The sequence below is a fragment of the Kitasatospora sp. NPDC001095 genome, from assembly GCF_053598615.1.
In genome coordinates, this window is sequence record NZ_JBSFKQ010000069.1 from 16,899 (window position 1) to 34,879 (window position 17,981).

Genomic DNA, 17,981 nt, shown 5'->3' on the forward strand with positions numbered 1-17,981 from the left:
ACCAGCTTTCTTCAAGCATCTCAGATCAATCGATCAAGCGCGTACGAAGGCGGTAACTGCGGTGAAGACACGTGTGCTGGCCCTCTCCACGGCGTGCGCCCTCGGCGCCCTCGCCCTCACGGCCTGCGGAAGCGGCAGCGGCGGAAGCGGCGACGGGACCGGCGCCGACGGCAAGGTGACGCTCAAGCTGGTCGCCGCCGACTACGGCGACAAGGAGTCCAACAGCTCGAAGACCTACTGGCACGACGTCGCCACCGCATTCACCGCGGCCAATCCGGACATCACGGTCGACGTCCAGGTGGTGAACTGGAACGACATCGACAAGCAGGTCAAGACGATGATCCAGAGCGGCAACATGCCGGACGTCCTGCAGACCGGCGGGTACGCCGACAAGGTCGCCGACGACCTCCTCTACACGGCCGAGGACGTGCTGTCGCCCGGCACCCGGGCCGACCTCATCGAGAGCTTCGCCAAGGCCGGCGAGGTCAAGGGCGTGCAGTACGGCATCCCGTTCGTCTCCTCCTCCCGCGCCCTGTTCTACAACAAGGCCGTCTTCCGGCAGGCGGGCATCGACCAACCGCCCACCACCTGGGAGGAGTTGCGCAAGGACGCCGAACAGGTCAAGGCCAAGGTGCCCGGCGTCACCCCGTACGCGCTGCCGCTCGGCCCGGAGGAGGCGCAGGGCGAGAGCATGCTCTGGGAGCTCGGCAACGGCGGCGGCCCCACCGGCAAGGACGGCGCGTACGCCCTGAACAGCCAGGCCGACATCGACACCTTCGGCTGGCTCAAGGCCAACCTGGTCGGCCCCGGCCTCACCTACCCCAACCCGGCCACCACCGACCGCAAGACCGCCTTCGCCGATTTCGCCGCAGGCAAGGCCGCCATGCTCAACGGCCACCCGTCGCTGATCCAGATGGCCCAGGCGGGCAAGGTCGACTACGGCATCGTCCCCGTCCCCGGCAAGGCGGGCCCGCTCGCCTCCACGCTCGGCGTGGCGGACTGGATGATGGCCTTCAAGAAGAACGGCCACCGCGACCAGATCAGGAAGTTCCTCGACTTCGCGTACACCAAGGACAACCTGCTCAAGTTCGACGAGACCTACAACCTGATGCCGGTCACCCAGAGCGCCCTGAGCGACATGACCGCGAGCGGCAAGCACAAGGACCTCGAACCGTTCTTCGCCCTGCTGCCGCACGCCGTCTTCTACCCGCTCGGCGACACCAGCTGGGACGCGGTCTCGGCCGAGCTCAAGAAGGGCATCGGCGCCGCCGTCTCGGGCGACCCGGCCAAGGTCCTCGGCGACCTGCAGAAGAAGGCCCAGGACGCCGTCGCGAACAAGTAGCGGCCGCGAGGCCGCGAAGCCGAGCACCCGCGAAGCCCTCGAAAGGCACCCCGTGACCACCGACTCCCCGGCGGCGCCCGCCGACACCGCGCGGCGCCCCCCACCTCCGGGCCGCACCCTCCCGCGCCGCCCCGCACCCCGGGGCACCCGCCCGGGCCGGCTCGGGCCGCTGCCCTGGATCGCCCCGGCCGTCCTGCTGATCCTCGCCGTCGTGCTGTGGCCCGTCTACGAGATGGTGCGCACCTCCTTCCTGCGCATCAGCACCAGCGGCTTCGTCCGGGGCTCCGCCGGGCTGGACAAGTACCGCAAGCTGTTCGGCGAGAGCGACCTCGGCCACGTCCTGCTCGCCACGGTGGCCTGGACCGCCGCGGTGGTCGGCCTGACCATGCTGCTCTCCCTCGGCCTCGCCCAGCTGTTCGACCAGCGCTTCCCGGGCCGCCGGTACGCCCGCTGGGCCCTGATCGCCCCCTGGGCCGCGTCCGTGCTGATGACCTCCATCGGCTTCAAGTGGATGCTCGACCGGACCGCCGGGGTGCTCAACACCGCCATGACCGACCTCGGGCTGATCGACGGCCCCCGGGACTGGCTCGGCGACCCCTCGACCGCCTGGCCCTGGATGGTGTTCGTCGCCGTCTTCGTCTCGCTGCCGTTCACCACCTACACCCTGCTCGCCGGCTTGCAGACCGTCCCCGCCGACGTGTACGAGGCGGCCCGGGTGGACGGCGCCTCGACCTGGCAGACCTACCGGCGGATCACCCTGCCGCTGCTGCGCCCGGCCTTCCTGGTCGGGGTCGTCATCAACCTGATCAACGTCTTCAACTCCTTCCCCGTCATCTGGGGCATGACCCAGGGCGGCCCGAGCAGCGACACCGCCACCACCACGGTGTTCATGTACCAGCTGAAGAGCACCGACATCGGCGAGTCCGCGGCCATGTCGGTGGTCAACTTCGCCCTTGTGGTGCTGATGGTCCTGGTCTTCCTGAAGGTCAGCCGCTGGAACGGGGAGGAGAGTTGAGAGCCCGGCGCACCGGCCGCCCGATCCGGCCGCGCACCGTCGTGCTGGCCGCCGTCGCCTGGCTGCTGGCGGCCGTCTTCCTGCTCCCGTACCTGGAGATGGCCGTCACCGCGCTGCGCCCTGCCGACGAACTGCGCGACGCGGGCTACCTGCCGCGCCACTTCGCCTGGTCGAACTTCGTCGGCGTGTGGCGCGACTCGACCCTCGGAGGCAACCTGCGGGTCACCCTGCTGGTCGCCGGCGGCTCGACCCTGCTGGCCCTGCTGGTCGCGCTGCCCGCCGCGTACTACACGGCCCGGGTCCGGTACCGGGGCCGGCGGCTCTTCCTGCTGCTCGTCCTGGTCACCCAGATGTTCCAGCCCACCTCGCTGCTGGTGGGCCTCTACCGCGAGTTCTACCAGCTCGACATGCTCAACTCGGTCTGGACCCTGATCCTCTGCAACGCCGCCTTCAACCTGGCCTTCGCGGTCTGGATCCTCACCGCCTACCTCTCCTCCATCCCGGTGGAGTTGGAGGAGGCCGCGCTGCTCGACGGCCTCGGCCGGCTCGGTGCGCTGCGCCGGGTGGTCCTGCCGCTGGCCATGCCCGGCGTGGTCACCGCGGTGATCTTCACCTTCATCTCGGCCTGGAACGAGTTCGTGATGGGCCTGACCCTGTCCACCGAGCCGCGGAGCCAGCCGCTCACCGTCGGGATCAACAGCTTCATCGGCAACTACACCGTCGAGTGGAACTACCTGTTCGCCGGATCGGTCGTCGCGATCGTGCCGGTCGTGGTGCTGTTCGCCCTGATCGAGCGGCACGTGGTCGCCGGACTGACCGCCGGATCGGTCAAGTAGCCGACCACGCCCGGTCGAACGCCCCCGCCACCCATCCGAAGGAGCCCACCGCATGACCTCCGCCAAGCCCGCCGACACCACGGCCGCCAAGCCCTCGCACACCGCCGCCGAGATCGCCTCGCAACCGGACTGCTGGCGCCGCGCCGGCGACGCCCTGCCCCGGCACACCGACGCGCTGCCCCGCCGCGGCGAGCGGGTCGCCGTCGTCGGCTGCGGCACCTCCTGGTTCATGGCGCAGGCCTACGCGGCCCTGCGCGAGGACGGCGGCCACGGCACCACGGACGCCTTCGCCGCCTCGGAGTTCCCGCCCGGCCGCGCGTACGACCGGATCCTGGCCATCTCCCGCTCCGGCACCACGACCGAGGTGCTCGACCTGCTCGGGAACGCCCGGGCGGCCGGAGTGCCCACCAGCGCCGTCACCGCCGACCCCGCCACCCCGGTCATAGCGCTCGCCGACGCCGTCGCCGTGCTGGACTTCGCGGACGAGCGCTCGGTGGTGCAGACCCGCTTCGCCACCAGCGTGCTCGCCCTGCTGCGGGCCCACCTGGAGGCCGAGGGCGCGCGGCCGGACGGCGTCCGCCCGCTGGCCCGGGCCGTCCTCGACGCCGAACGCGCCGTCACGGCGCCGCTACCCTCCGAGCTGTGCGGCGCCGAACAGTTCACCTTCCTCGGACGCGGCTGGACGTACGGGCTGGCGCTGGAGGCCGGACTGAAGATGCGCGAGGCCGCGGGCGCCTGGACGGAGGCGTACCCGGCGATGGAGTACCGGCACGGCCCGATCAGCATCGCCGCGCCGGGCCGGGTGACCTGGGTGTTCGGCCCGGCGCCCGCCGGACTCGCCGAGGACGTCACCCGGGCCGGCGCCCTCCTGGTCGCCGAATCCGGCGACGCCGCGACGGAGTCGGACCCGCTGGCCGACCTCGTCCGGGCGCAGCGGCTGGCCGTCGCAGTGGCCGGGTCGCGCGGCGTCGACCCGGACCGGCCGCGCCACCTCACCCGGTCGGTCGTACTCGGCGACCGGCAGCGCACCTGACCGCGCCCGCCCGATCCCCGCCCTGCCCGATGCCCGCTGCGCCCGATCCCCGCCGTCCCCGTGGAGGAACCCCGTGCCGCTCACCCCGACCGCCGAGATCGTCCGCACGGCCGCCGAACGGGGCGCCGGTACGGGGGCGTTCAACCTCGTGCAGATCGAGCACGCCCAGGCGATCGTCGCCGGGGCGCAGGCCGCCCGGCGGCCGGTGATCCTGCAGATCAGTCAGAACACCGCTCGCTACCACGGCGGGCTCGAACCGATCGCGCTCGCCGCGCTGTCGATCGCACGCGCGGCGAGCGTCCCGGTCGCCGTCCACCTCGACCACGCGGAGTCGGCCGAGCTGGTGCGCGAGGCCGTCGGGCTGGGCCTCGGCTCGGTGATGTTCGACGGCTCCGCCCTGCCGTACGAGGAGAACGTCGCCGCGACCCGGGAGGTCGTGGGCCACTGCCACGCGTGGGGCGTCCAGGTGGAGGCCGAGCTCGGCGAGATCGGCGGCAAGGACGGCGCCCACGCACCCGGCGTGCGCACCGATCCGGACCAAGCACGGGACTTCGTCGCCGCGACCGGGGTCGACGCCCTGGCGGTGGCGGTGGGCAGCTCGCACGCGATGGCCACCCGGGACGCCGTCCTCGACCTCGCGCTGATCGCCCGGCTGCGCGCGGCCGTGCCCGTCCCGCTGGTGCTGCACGGCTCCTCCGGCGTCCCGGACGCGGGGCTGGCCGAGGCCGTCCGGGCCGGCATGACGAAGGTCAACATCGGCACCCGGCTCAACCGGGTGTTCACCGGGGCCGTCCGCGCCCACCTCGGTGCTCACCCCGAGGCCGTCGACACCCGCCGCTACCTCGCCCCCGCCCGGGAGGCCGTGGCCGCCGAAGTCGCCCGGCTGTTGCGCCTGCTCACCCCCTGACCGTGCCCGGCCCCGGCCCCGGCGCCGCACCGCTCCCGCACCGCTCCCCCAGCCGACAGGAGAACCCCGTGCGCCTCATCCGCCCCCACCTCCGAAGGGCCGCCCTCGCGGCGGCCCTGACCAGCCTCGCCGCCGTCACCGGGCCCACCCTCCCGGCCCGAGCGGCGGCTCCCGCCTCCGCCGTCCTCGACCAGGGCCACCAGAGCACCACCTGGCAGAGCCCGGCGTACGCCAAGGGGACACTCGGCGGCGCGACCAGCTGCCCGTCGGCCACCCAGGACCCGGGCGGCACCGTCTGCGGCCGCTTCGACCTGACCGTCGACGTGCCGGCCGGCTACTGGGCCGACAACCCGGAGGGCGGCGTCCCGCTCTCGATCCAGTGGCAGGACCCCACCGAGGACTTCGACCTCTACGTCTACGACGCCGCCGGCAAGGAGGTCGCCGAGAGCGCCGGCACCGCCGACCCCGAGGCGACGGTGATCCCGCAGGCCTCCGGTACCTACCACGTCCTGGTCGTGCCCTACGACGTCCACGGCGGCTCCTTCACCGGCCGCGCCTACCTGCCGCAGACCACCGACGCCGGCGACCTGACCTCCTTCGGCGGCGGCCAGGGCAGCTACGACATCGCCGCCGGCCCTCTGAAGGCCAAGGTCGACTTCCTCGCCGACGACCAGCTGCGCCTGCGCGCCGCCCCGGACGGCGTGCTCACCGACCCTGCGGGCAGCACCATCATCCGCAAACAGCCCGAACTCCAGCGCGACACCAGCACCTTCGACGCCGGCGACTACTACGGCATCCGCTCCGCGGACCTGGTGCTGCGGGTCTACAAGCACCCCCTGCGGTTCGGCCTGTACAAGGCCGACGACCGCACCGCCCTGTGGCAGGAGGACGCCCCGCTGCGCTGGAGCACCGGCGGGCTGCGGCAGAGCCTGGTGCGCGGCGCCGACGAGCAGTTCTTCGGCGGCGGCGAGCAGAACGGCTCCTTCTCGCACCGCGACCAGACCATCCACGTCGCCAACAGCACCAACTGGAACGAGGGCGGCTGGAACAATTCCCAGCCGTTCTACGTCTCCACGGCCGGCTACGGCGTCTTCCGCAACACCTTCGCCCCGGGGATCTACGACTTCGGCTCCCCCGTCCGCACCGGGCAGCAGGAACGCCGCCTGGACGCCTACTACTTCACCGGTGACGTCAAGTCGGTGATCGGCCGGTACACCGCCCTGGTCGGCAAGCCCTTCATGCCGCCGGTCTACGGTCTGGAGCCCGGCGACTCCGACTGCTACCTGCACAACGCCAACCGCGGCGAGCGCCACACAGCGGACGCCGTGAAGGTCGCCGACGGCTACGTGCGGAACCAGATGCCGCTGGGCTGGATGCTGGTCAACGACGGCTACGGCTGCGGCTACGAGAACCTGCCGCAAACCGGCGAGGGCCTGCGCAAGGACCACGCCCAACTCGGCCTCTGGACCCAGAACGGCCTGCCCAACCAAGCCGAGGAGGTCAAGGCCGGCGTCCGGGTGCGCAAGCTCGACGTGGCCTGGGTCGGCAACGGCTACGACTTCGCGCTGAACGCCTGCGACCAGGCCAAGGCCGGCATCGAGGACAACAGCGACGCCCGCGGCTTCGTCTGGCTGCCCGTCTCCTGGGCCGGCGCGCAGCGCTGCGGCGTGCTGTGGAGCGGCGACCAGAGCCTGTCCTGGGACTACATCCGCTGGCAGATCCCCACGTACGCCGGCGCCACCATGTCCGGCATCGCCTACAACACCGGCGACGTCGGCTCGATCTTCCGCCGCGACCCGAAGATGTACACCCGCGACCTGCAGTGGAAGGCCTTCCTCCCGTCGATCATGACCATGGACGGCTGGGCCCGGGACATGACGGGCAAGGAGCAGCGCGACCAGCAGCCCTGGCTGGACGGCGAGCCGTACACCTCGATCAACCGCAAGTACCTGCAGCTCAAGGAGCGGCTGCTGCCGTACATGTACACCCTCTCCGCGGAGGCCACCAGGACCGGCATCGGCGCCGTCCGCCCCCTCCCACTGGAGTACCCGCACGACACCGACGCCCTCGGGCCGAACGCGAGGTACGAGTTCCTGGCCGGGCCCGACTTCCTGGTCGCACCGGTCTACTCCGACACCGCCGTGCGCGACGGCATCCACCTCCCCGAGGGCACCTGGACCGACTACTGGACCGGCCGCACCTACCAGGGTCCGACCACGATCGACGGCTACTCCGCCCCGCTCGACACCCTGCCGCTGTTCGTCCGCGGCGGCGCGATCGTGCCCATGTGGCCCGAGGGGACGCTGTCCTGGCAGACCCGGGACCGCTCCGAACTCGACTACGACATCTACCCGTCGGCGAAGGGCGACTCCTCCTACACCCTGTACGAGGACGACGGCGTCACCCGGCAGTTCACCGCCGGCGCCTCGGCCACCCAGCAGGTCGACGTGCACGCCGCCGGACCGGTGACCGTCGTCAAGGTCGGTGCCAGTGAGGGGAGTTACTCCGGCAAGCCGGCCTCCCGGGCGTACCGCTTCACGGTGCACGGCCAGCCGGCCCCGCGCCAGGTGGTCACCGAGGGCGGCCCGCTGCCCCGGCTGGCCTCGGCCGCGGCGCTCGACGCGGCCACCGCGGGCTGGTACTACGACGCCGCGACCGGGGTGACCACGGTCAGGACGCCGAAACTGTCCACCGACCACGGCTTCTCCGTCGAACTCATCCACGGCGGCCACTGACCGGCAACCGGACCGGCTCCCCCGCGCGCACGATGCGCCGCGGGGGAGCCGGTCCGCGACAACGCCGCAGCCGAGAGCTTCTTCGGCTTGCTGAAGGCGGCGATCGGCACCACCGCAGCGCAAGAACCCGCTGTCCGAGATCAGGGTGGAACCTCACCCTCGTGCTGACCCTCACCATGAACGGCACCTCCCACTTCAACGTCCAGCTCGACGGCGGCGGCCCACACATCCTCCCGCGCACGGGCTGGACCGTGGCCTACACCGACAGCCAGGAGACGACCGCGGAGAACGACGCGGCGACCAACGCCCTGGACGGCTCCATGGCCACCTTCTGGCACACCCGCTGGACGGGCGCCTCACCCGCCCCCACCTGCCCGCACGAGATCCAGCTCGACATGAAGGCCGCGCACACCGTCTCCGGCTTCAGCTACCTGCCCCGCCAGGACGGTTCACAGAACGGCTGGGTCGGCCAGTACGAGTTCTACGTCAGCGCGGACGGCGCCACCTGGGGAGGGCCGGCGGCCACTGGTACGTTCGCCAAGGACAACACCCTGAAGAACGTCAACTTCACTGGTGTCACCGGGCGTTATGTTCGGTTCCGGGCGCTGTCGGAGGTCAACGGCAGCCCCTGGACCTCCTGCGCCGAGCTGAACGTCATCGGCCTGTGCCCCCTCCCCACCGGATGACTCCCTCTCGGAAGACGAACGCATGACAGTGCACCACCCCGTCCCGGCCGTGCTCCGCGCGGCCGGGACGGCCCTGATCCTGGACGTCTCGGGCCCCGGCGTGCCGGTCGTCCTGCACTGGGGCGCCGACCCCGGCGAACTCGCCCAGTCCATCACCACGCCGGCGCCGTGCGGGCGCCGACTCGGTCGGCGCCCGCACGGCGCCCCTGGCCGTCGCAGCCCGCGCCGACCTGGTGCCACCCAACGGCTTCCCCTGCAAGGTCCCGGTCGAGGCCGGGATGGAGGTCTGCTACCAGCACCGGCGGATGAAGGCCAACCCTGGCGCGGACGTTGTCTCCCATGCTCTGACGGCCGTGCAGGCGCACGAGAGTGGGGAGGAACTGCGCGAGAGCGTCCGGAGCCTGGACGAGCGCGCGTTGCAGAGCGAACGTCTGCGGCTCTTCCGCGCCTTCGTGCCCTACGCGGCGGTGGGCGTCGTGCTCCGCCCAGGCCGGGGCCGTGCCCCCTCCCGGGTTTCACGTTCGACCGCTGGGTGTCGCGGTCGAGATCGCCCCGCTGCCCGGAGTTTCCGGTTCGTGCCCGAGCGGGTGGCGGGCTCTGTAAGACTGGGGCGCGTGTCCACTGCTCCACCGCCTCAGCCGTTCGCCCATCTCCAGGCCCCGAACGCCGTCCTGTACGGGCAGGTCCTGGCCGTGTTCGCGCAGGCGCGGGAGCGGTTCATCGTCCACCTGCGGCCGGAGGACGTGGCAGCCGAGTTGCGCCGGGGCGCCGACGGCGCGGCAGCCGCGCCGGTCGAGGCGGTCGGCGCGGCGCTGGAGAAGCTGGTCGAGTGGGGCAACCTCCGGGCGGACGCCGACACCGGCCGGGTGACCTCGGTCGAGGACTTCCACCGGGCGCGCTACCTGTACCAACTCACCCGCCACGGTCAGGCCGCGCTGCGCGCGGTGGCCCTGTACGAGCAGGCGCTGGGCCAGCGCGGGCAGTTGCAGTCGGTGGCGCTGGCGGACATCGCCGAACAGCTGGGCTCGCTGCTGGTCCTCGCGCGGGCGCAGGACCCCGACCCGGCGAAGGCGCACCTGCTGCTGCTCCAGATCGCCGAGCGGTTCGGCAGCCTGGCTGACAACGCCCAGGCGTTCATGGCCTCGCTGCGCCGCACCATCGACTTCCAGGACGGCGACGAGGACGCGTTCATCGCGTACAAGGACCGGCTGGTCGAGTACATCGAGCGATTCATCGCCGACCTGGCGGGCCGCGGCGCGCAGATCGCGGACCTGCTGACCCGGCTGAACGCCGCCGGCGTGGAGCGGCTGCTGCGGGCGGCCGCGCGGCGGGAGGCCGGTGACGCCGTACCCGACTCGGAGGCGCCGGAGGCGGAGCAGGCCCGCGCGGAAGCGACGCGGGCGGCGCTGACCGCGTGGGAGAACCGCTGGCGGGGCCTGGCCGACTGGTTCCTCAGCCGATCCGCCCGCCAGCCCTCCCAGGCGAAACTGCTGCGCAGCGCGGCGGTCAGTGCGATCACCGGCCTGGTGAACACCGTGGCGGCGCTGAACGAGCGGCGCGGCGGCCGTTCGGACCGCTCGGCCGACTTCCGGGCGCTGGCCCGTCTCTTCGCACAGGCGTCCGACGACGCCGCCGCGCACCGGCTGTGGCGGGCCGCCTTCGCGCTCACCCCGGCCCGCCACCTGACGGTGGACGCCGCCACCGAGGCGGCCTGGCAGGATGCGGAACTGCCCGCCGGCACCCCGTGGGCGGAGGCCCCGGCCCTGGAGATCAGCCCGCGGCTTCGCGAGACCGGCTCGTACGAGCGGCGCGGCGCGCCCAACCGGGTCGCGGACCGCACGGCGGCGCGGCAGGTGCTGGCCGAGCAGGTCGAGCTGGAAGCCGCCCAGACCACCGCCGCCCGGGCGCGACTGGCCACCGACGGCCCGGTGCTGCTCTCCGAGCTGGCCGGCCCGGACGGGCTCGACCCGCACGCCTTCCGGCTGTTCCTGGCGGTGCTCGGCGACGCGCTCTCGGCCCGGATACCCGGCGAGAGCGAGTCCTCGGCGATCACCGGGGACGGCACGATGGAGATCCGGCTGAAGCTGGTGGACCCGGACACGGTGGTGGAGATCATGACGGCAGACGGGGTGCTCTCCGGGCCGGAGCACATCATCGAGATCATCGACCTCTCGCCCACCGGGAGTGCGGCATGACCGACGCCGAGATCCAGGCCGAGCGGCGCCGGGCCGCCCGGGCGCTGCTCGCCTCACCGCTGATGGCCACCGGGCACCAGGAGTTCCGGCTCGTGCGCAAGCACGCGGGCGAGCTGGCGGCCTGGTTCACCCAGGAGACCGGCTGGCGGCTGGTGGTCGACGCCGAGACCGCGCGCCTGTACAAGACGCCCGCCCGGCTGGACGACGCGACCCGGCCCGCCAGGGCGCCGCGCACGAAGGTGGCGTTCACCCGCCGTCGCTACGTGCTGCTGTGCCTGGCGCTGGCGGTACTGGAACGGGCCGACGCCCAGATCACCCTGGGCCGGCTGGCGGACGGCGTGCTGACGGCGGCCGCCGATCCGGTGCTGGTGGCGTCGGGCGTCGAGTTCGGGCTGGACCGCCGCGAGGAGCGGACCGACCTGGTGGCCGCCGTACGGCTGCTGCTGGACTCGGGTGTGCTGCACCGCGTCGCGGGCGACGAGGAGGCGTACCTGTCGGAGGCCTCCAACGACGTGCTCTACGACGTGCGCCGCCGCGTCCTGGCCGCGCTGCTGTCCGCGACGCGCGGCCCGTCCACCGTCGAAACCGCCGCCCCGGACCGGCTGCTGGACCTGCTCACTTCGGAGGTCACGCCCGAGACCGAGGAGTTGAGGCTGCGGGCGCTGCGCCACCGGCTCACCCGCAGACTGCTGGACGACCCGGTGGTGTACTACGCCGAGCTGCCGGAGGACGAGCGGGCCTACCTGGTCTCCCAGCGCCACGCGATCACCCGCCGGATCACCGAACTCACCGGCCTGGTGGCGGAGCTGCGCGCCGAGGGCATCGCCATGGTCGACCCGGACGACGAGCTCACCGACGTGCGGATGCCCGAGCAGGGCACGGACGGCCACGCCACCATGCTGGTCGCCGCCCACCTGGCAACGGCCGACGGCCCCCGCACCGAACCCCAACTCGTCGAGCTGGTAAGGGATCTGGCCGTGCAGCACCGCTCGTACTGGCGCAAGGGCGCCGCCGAGCCCGCCGCCGCGGCCGAACTGCTCACCCAGGCTCTGGACCGGCTCGCCGCCCTCGACCTGGTCACCCGCGACGGCACGACCGTCACCGCCAAGCCCGCCCTGGTCCGCTACGCCCTGGCCGCCCCGACCATCCGAAAGGCCCGCTCCCGCTCATGACCCTGCCGCAGCCCACCAAGAACCGCTGGCAGCCGCTGCGCGCCGGGCTGGTCGACATCTTCTACTACGACGCCGAGGAGTTCCGCTTCCACGACGGGCGGCTGCTGCTGCGCGGCAACAACGGCACCGGCAAGTCCAAGGTGCTCGCGCTCACCCTGCCCTTCCTGCTGGACGGCGAACTCGCCGCGCACCGGGTCGAGCCGGACGGCGACCGCGCCAAGCGGATGGAGTGGAACCTGCTGCTCGGCGGCAAGCACCCGCACGACGAGCGGACCGGCTACACCTGGCTGGAGTTCGGACGGGTCGGCGAGGACGGCACGCCGCAGTACCGGACGATCGGCTGCGGCCTGAAGGCCGTCAAGGGCAAGGGCATCGCCAAGCACTGGTTCTTCACCACCCCGCTGCGCGTCGGCCCCGACCTGCCGCTGCTGTCCGCCACCCGCGTCCCGTACACCCGGGAACGGCTGCGCGAGGCGCTCCAGGGCCACGGGCTGGTCCACGACACGGCCGCCGAGTACCGCCGGGCGGTGGACGAGCAGTTGTTCGGCCTCGGCCCGGGCCGGTACGAGGCGCTGGTCAACCTGCTGATCCAGCTGCGCCAGCCGCAGCTGTCCAAGAAGCCCGACGAGAAACTGCTGTCCAGGGCGCTCACCGAGGCGCTGCCGCCACTCGACCCCGCCCTGGTCGGCGAGGTCGCCGAGGCCTTCCGCGGCCTGGACGAGGAACGGCACGCGCTGGAAGCGCTCGCCGAGGCGTCCGGCGCCGCTGCCGACTTCCTCACCCACTACCGCCGCTACGCGCGGATCGCGGCCAGGCGCCAGGCCGGCACGCTGCGCGTCGCGCACAGCCGGTACGAGCACCTGGGCCGCGACCTCGGCGAGGCCGAGGCCGAACACTCCGCCGCCGAGGAGCAGTTGGGGCAGGCGGAGACGCGCCTGGAGGAGCTGGAAGACGCCCGGGAGACCCTGGCCGCCGCCCGGGACGCCCTCACCCGCAGCCCCGGGATGGACGCCGCCCGCGAGCTGGACCGGGCCGCGAAGACCGCCGAGGCCCTGCGCGCCGTCGCCCACGACCGCACCGGTGCCCGTCAATCCGCGCGCCGTCAGGCCGACGACTGGCAGCGCCGCGCCGCCGCCGCGCACACCCAGCACGAGGCCGACCGGGCCGCCGTCGCCGAAGCCGACGACACCGCATGCGACGTCGCCGCGGCGGCCGGAATCGACCACGCCCCGGTGGCCGGGGCACTGGAGCTCGACCGCGCGCCGTTCCAGGACACCCGCCGGGCGGGCGAACGGGCGGTGGAACGCCGTCGCCAGGCCGTGACCGGCCTCGCCGCGCTGCTCACCGAGGCCGAGCGGGCGCAGGGGCGGGCCCGCACGGCACGGGCCGAGGCCGCCCGCCGCTCCGCCGACCTGGAAGCCGCCCGCGAGCGGTCCGCCGAGGCCGCGCAGGCCGTCACCGAGCAGGGCACCGCCCTGGTCACCGCCTGGCACACCTGGGCCGCCGGCACCGTCGAACTGCGCCTGGCCGACCCCGACCAGGCCCTGGCGGAGCTCGAAGCCTGGACCGACACCCTGGCCGGGCCCAGCCCCGCCGCCGAGGCCGCCACCGCCGCGTACCGCACGGCCGTAGGCGCGCTGACCCGCCGCGAGGCCGAACTCGACGCCGAACTCGCCACCGCCCGGCGCGAACTCGCCGCCGTGGACGAGGAGAGTGCCCGTCTGGAGTCCGGCGGCCACGACGCCCCGTCCCTGGCCCACACCCGCGACCCTCACTCCCGCGCCGACCGGCCCGGGGCGCCACTGTGGCGGGCCGTCGACTTCGCCGACCACGTCCCGGCCGAGCACCGCGCCGGGATCGAGGCCGCCCTGGAGGCCGCCGGACTGCTGGACGCCTGGCTCACCCCGGACGGCACCCTGCTCGACGCCGAGGACGCCACCCTGCTGCCCGGCCCGGCCGCCCCGGGTGCCGGCCTCGCCGCCGTGCTGCGCCCCGCCGTGGACGCCGCCGACCCGCTGGCCGCCGCCCTCGGCGACGACGCGGTTCGGGCCGTCCTCGCCGCGATCGCCCTGGACGGCGACACCGAGCACCACACCTGGGTCGCCACCGACGGCCGCTACCGCATCGGCACCCTGACCGGCCGTTGGACCAAGCCCGCCGCCCACTACATCGGCGAGGGCGCCCGGGAGGCCGCCCGCCGCACCCGGCTCGCCGAGTTGACCGTCAAGCGCGACGAACTCACCAACCGGATCGACGGGTTGGACGAGCAGCGCGGCCAGATCCGGGCCCGCTCCGCCGCCCTGTCCGCCGAGCAGCAGACCCAGCCCTCCGACCACGCGCTGCGCGAGGCGCACGCCCGCGCCGGCCACGAGGCCGAGGACGTACGTCGCCTGGCGGACCGCCTGGCCGAGGCCGAGCAGGAGGCCGCCGCCCGACAGGAGGACGCCGGGCGAGCCGACCGGGAGGTCCACGAATACGCCCAGGACACCGATCTGCCCACCACCCGCGAGGAACTCGACCAGGTCCGCGACGCCGTCTCCGGCTACGCCGCCGCGCTCGCCGCGCTCCTCCCGGCCGCCGCCGCCCGGGCCCGTTCGGCCGCCCTCGCCGCGGAGACCGCCGCCGAGGCCGAGACCGCGGCCGACGCGCTCGCCGAGGCCGCCGAGGCCGAAACCACCGCCCGCCGCACCGCCGAGGCCGCCGCGGAGCGCCACCGGGTGCTCGCCGAGACCGTCGGAGCAGGCGTCGACGAGCTGTTCCGCCGCCTGGCCGAGACCGACACGGCCATCGCCGCACGGGACGCCGAGGAGAAGTCCACCCGCCGCACCCGGGACGAGGCCATGACCGCCCGCGCCCGCGCCGAGGGCCGCTGCGGCGAGATCCGCACCCGGATCGAGGAGGCCACCGCCGAACGCGACCGCGCCGTGAGCGCCCTGCGCTCCTTCGCCGCCACCGGCCTGCTCACCGCCGCGCTCCCCGAGCTCGCCGTCCCGCCGCTGGACGAGCCCTGGGCCCCGACCCCGGCCGTGGCCCTGGCCCGCGCGGTCAACCAGGAACTCGACGGCACCGACGACTCCGAGCGCCGCTGGGAGCTGATCCAGCAGCGGATCTCCACCGAGCACAAGGTGCTCACCGACGCCCTGGGCCGCCACGGCCACTCGGTCGGCATGACCCTGCACGACGGCATCATGATCGTCGACGTGGTCTTCCAGGGCCGCACCCACGACGTGCCCGCGCTCGCCGACTCGCTGCGCGAGGAGGTCGAGCAGCGCACCCGGCTGCTCTCCGCCAAGGAACGGGAACTGCTGGAGAACCACCTGGTCGGTGAGGTCGCGGGCGCCCTCCAGGAACTGATCGCCGCCGCCGAGGAACAGGTACAGGCGATGAACGAGGACCTGGCGGCCCGCCCCACCTCCACCGGCATGACCCTGCGCCTGCAGTGGCAGCCCGCCAAGGACGCCCCGCCCGGGCTGGAGGCCGTCCGCACCCGTCTGCTGCGCCAGTCCTCCGACGCCTGGACCCCCGCGGACCGGGCCGCCGTCGGCGAGTTCCTCCAGGCCCGGATCGCCCAGGACCGCGAGCACAACCCCGGCGACTCCTGGGCCGACCAGCTCACCCGCGCCCTCGACCACCGCACCTGGCACGCCTTCACCATCCAGCGCCGCCAGGACGGACAGTGGCGGCCCGCCACCGGACCCGCCTCCGGCGGCGAACGCGTGCTCGCCGCCTCCGTCCCGCTGTTCGCCGCTGCCTCCTCGCACTACTCCTCCGGCAGCCCGCACGCCCCGCGCCTGATCGCGCTGGACGAGGCGTTCGCCGGCGTCGACGACGACTCCCGGGCCAAGTGCCTCGGTCTGCTCGCCTCGTTCGACCTGGACGTGGTGATGACCAGCGAACGCGAGTGGGCCTGCTACCCCACCGTCCCCGGCATCGGCATCGCCCAGCTGAGCCGCCGCGAGGGCATCGACGTCGTCCTGGTCACCCCCTGGCGCTGGGACGGCACCACGCGCAGCCGCGAGCAGCGGCCCGTCCCGCACGTTCCTGCCCAGGCGGCCACCGCCGATCAGCCCTCCCTGCTCGACGGCGAGCAGGCGCGTAGCCGATGACGGACCTGCCGCGGTTGCGCCGCCTGCTCGGCGGCCCTGAAACCGCCTGGCTGCTGGACCGCGCCCGCGGCCGGCTGGCCGACGGACGGCCCCTGGACACCCCTGCCACCCTCAGGGCCGCCACCGCCGAACAACGCCGCGCGGTCGAGCTGTTGCTCGGCCGCCGGCTGCGCTCCGGCAGTTCCCTGACCGTGCCGCTGGCCGAGGTCGACCGCGTCCTGCGCGAGTCGCTGGCCTGCCCGGACGGGCTAGCGGCGGCCGTGATCGCGCTCACCGGCCCGGTCACCGACCGGCGGGCCCAGGAAGCGGCCCGCGCGGCCGCCTGGCAGCGGGCACGCGCCGAGTTCGACCACCCGTCCGTCACCGAGCGGCCCGAACTCGTCGGCTGGCTCGCCACGTTGGACGCGACCGGCCTGCTCAAGCGCCTCTCCGGCGCAGATCCGGCCACGGCCCGGCAACTGGCCGCCGACACCGTACGGGTCCTCTCCGCGCTACCCGCCGACGGCCTCACCCTCCCCGTCCTCGCCGCCCACACCCTCGGCGACGCCCACGCACTGGACGCCGGCCGGCCGCTGGCCGCACTCGTCCTCTCCGCCGTCCGCGCACTCGCCGCGCTGCCCGCCGAGGCGGCCACCGGCGCCGAAGGTCGCCGCACGGCCTGGGCAGCGGTCGGCGTGGCGCTGGACGAGCTCTCCTCCCGCGTCCTGGTCCTGGGCCTGCCCGGGTCGACCCGCGACACGACCGGACGCATCCTCGCCGCCGCGCACGAAGGCGGAGAGCCCTGCATCCTGACGCTCCGTCAACTCGCACGACCGTCCGATCCGGGCTTGAACGGGCACACCGTACGCGTCTGCGAGAACCCGGCCGTCCTCGCCGCCGCAGCCGACGAACTCGGCCCCGCCTGCCCGCCGCTGATCTGCGTCGAGGGCAACCCGTCCGCCGCCGCCCGCGCCCTGCTCACCCAGCTCACCGACCAGGGCAGCCCGATCGCGTACCACGGCGACTTCGACTGGGGCGGTATCCGCATCGCCACCGGCATCCTGCGCCTGCCCGGCGCCGCGCCCTGGCACTACGACGCCCCCGCCTACCTCGCCGCCGTCGAACGCGGCCTCGGCACCCCCCTCACCACCGGCACCCCGGCCCCCACCCCCTGGGACCCGGCCCTGGGCGACGCCCTCACCCGCCACGGCATCCGCGTCGAGGAGGAGCACCTGATGGACCTGCTCCTCACCGACCTCCGCCGGCGGTAGCCGACGAGCCCCGGCCGCTTCGCCACTACACGGCCGGGGTTCGCGGACATGGCTTCTCGGACCAGCGCGCCGCCAGAAGCACTCGTCTGCGTGCTTCGACGCGCCGGAGAGCGGACCGAGACGGGCACGTATGGGCGCACTCGTGTACGCCGGCGACGGTGCCAAGAGCGACGGACCCCTCCTGCACGCGCGTCGTCGTCCACAGCGCCTGCACTGCCACACGGATCGGCGAGGGATCGGCGAGGTTTCCGGAGTCCGGGCCCGCGACGTCGATACCGACAAGTGGATCCTGACCTGCCGCCGACAGACCACCCCGCCCCCGGCGGCCTGGTCGACAAGCACACCAAGGGCAGGGTCGCCCGCCTCATCCCGATCATCGAACCATTGCGCCCGCTCATCAGACGGATCCAAGCGGCGCCAGGGTCAAGTGCGCCACCAGCCCTCGCTCCAGCAAAACATCAAGGAGCTCTCGCACTTCACCGTGAGAATCGAAGAGCAATCCGCACGCCAGCCACTGGACCATCGGCTGGCGACTCGATCGCAGCCAAACTGAGCTTCCCCCGCTGCGCGGGAGGCGTTGATTACCTGGTCAGGACGGGTGTGGGTAGTTCGACGGCCACCGGTTCGGCCGTCGCCTGGTCGGCGTAGTACTTCGCCTCGTATTCGTCGGGGCTGAGCCAGCCGAGTCGTTTCTGGATGCGTCG

11 protein-coding genes are annotated in these 17,981 nt (G+C 73.5%); all 11 read left to right on the plus strand.

Features of this window, described 5'->3' with window-relative positions:
• Positions 1–61 precede the first annotated feature (61 nt).
• The 11 genes from ACWDBB_RS33600 to ACWDBB_RS33650 all read left to right on the plus strand — a co-directional run bounded on the left by ACWDBB_RS33600 (position 62) and on the right by ACWDBB_RS33650 (position 17,277).
• Positions 62–1,342 (plus strand): extracellular solute-binding protein, encoded by a 1,281-nt coding sequence (locus tag ACWDBB_RS33600; RefSeq protein WP_449793196.1) that lies wholly within the window; start codon positions 62–64, stop codon positions 1,340–1,342.
• Between the two features lie 52 nt (positions 1,343–1,394).
• Positions 1,395–2,357: a carbohydrate ABC transporter permease gene (locus ACWDBB_RS33605; RefSeq protein WP_449793197.1), complete on the plus strand. Its 963-nt coding sequence runs from the start codon at positions 1,395–1,397 to the stop codon at positions 2,355–2,357.
• Positions 2,354–3,193, plus strand: coding sequence for a carbohydrate ABC transporter permease (locus ACWDBB_RS33610; RefSeq protein ID WP_449793198.1), 840 nt, complete (start codon positions 2,354–2,356; stop codon positions 3,191–3,193). Before ACWDBB_RS33605 ends, ACWDBB_RS33610 begins: the two co-directional genes overlap by 4 nt.
• Positions 3,194–3,245: 52 nt before the next feature.
• Positions 3,246–4,226, plus strand: a complete 981-nt coding sequence (locus tag ACWDBB_RS33615; protein ID WP_449793199.1) for an SIS domain-containing protein — start codon at positions 3,246–3,248, stop codon at positions 4,224–4,226.
• Positions 4,227–4,299: 73 nt separating this feature from the next.
• A complete protein-coding gene (locus ACWDBB_RS33620; protein WP_449793200.1) occupies positions 4,300–5,133 on the plus strand; it encodes a class II fructose-bisphosphate aldolase in 834 nt (277 codons plus the stop codon).
• Positions 5,134–5,201: 68 nt separating this feature from the next.
• Positions 5,202–7,868: a glycoside hydrolase family 31 protein gene (locus tag ACWDBB_RS33625; protein ID WP_449793201.1), complete on the plus strand. Its 2,667-nt coding sequence runs from the start codon at positions 5,202–5,204 to the stop codon at positions 7,866–7,868.
• 161 nt (positions 7,869–8,029) lie between these two features.
• The gene (locus ACWDBB_RS33630) at positions 8,030–8,554 is read left to right on the plus strand and encodes a discoidin domain-containing protein (protein ID WP_449793202.1); all 525 of its coding nucleotides are present in this window, start codon (positions 8,030–8,032) and stop codon (positions 8,552–8,554) included.
• A gap of 614 nt (positions 8,555–9,168) precedes the next feature.
• Complete coding sequence (locus ACWDBB_RS33635) at positions 9,169–10,749, plus strand: TIGR02677 family protein (protein WP_449793203.1); 1,581 nt, start codon at positions 9,169–9,171, stop codon at positions 10,747–10,749.
• A complete protein-coding gene (locus ACWDBB_RS33640) occupies positions 10,746–11,921 on the plus strand; it encodes a TIGR02678 family protein (RefSeq protein ID WP_449793204.1) in 1,176 nt (391 codons plus the stop codon). Before ACWDBB_RS33635 ends, ACWDBB_RS33640 begins: the two co-directional genes overlap by 4 nt.
• On the plus strand, positions 11,918–16,027 hold the full coding sequence (locus tag ACWDBB_RS33645; protein WP_449793205.1) for a TIGR02680 family protein: 4,110 nt from the start codon (positions 11,918–11,920) through the stop codon (positions 16,025–16,027). Before ACWDBB_RS33640 ends, ACWDBB_RS33645 begins: the two co-directional genes overlap by 4 nt.
• Positions 16,024–17,277 carry a TIGR02679 family protein gene (locus ACWDBB_RS33650; RefSeq protein ID WP_449793206.1) on the plus strand — a complete coding sequence of 418 codons (1,254 nt, stop codon included), beginning with the start codon at positions 16,024–16,026 and terminating at the stop codon, positions 17,275–17,277. The genes ACWDBB_RS33645 and ACWDBB_RS33650 overlap by 4 nt, the downstream gene beginning before the upstream one ends.
• Positions 17,278–17,981 lie beyond the last annotated feature (704 nt).

What these genes read in the sequence shown, in the direction of transcription:
- ACWDBB_RS33615 (WP_449793199.1), top strand. Translation starts at nt 3,246, where the DNA reads ATGACCTCCGCCAAGCCCGCCGACACCACGGCCGCCAAGCCCTCGCAC.
- ACWDBB_RS33640 (WP_449793204.1), top strand. Translation starts at nt 10,746, where the DNA reads ATGACCGACGCCGAGATCCAGGCCGAGCGGCGCCGGGCCGCCCGGGCG.
- ACWDBB_RS33645 (WP_449793205.1), top strand. Translation starts at nt 11,918, where the DNA reads ATGACCCTGCCGCAGCCCACCAAGAACCGCTGGCAGCCGCTGCGCGCC.
- ACWDBB_RS33650 (WP_449793206.1), top strand. Translation starts at nt 16,024, where the DNA reads ATGACGGACCTGCCGCGGTTGCGCCGCCTGCTCGGCGGCCCTGAAACC.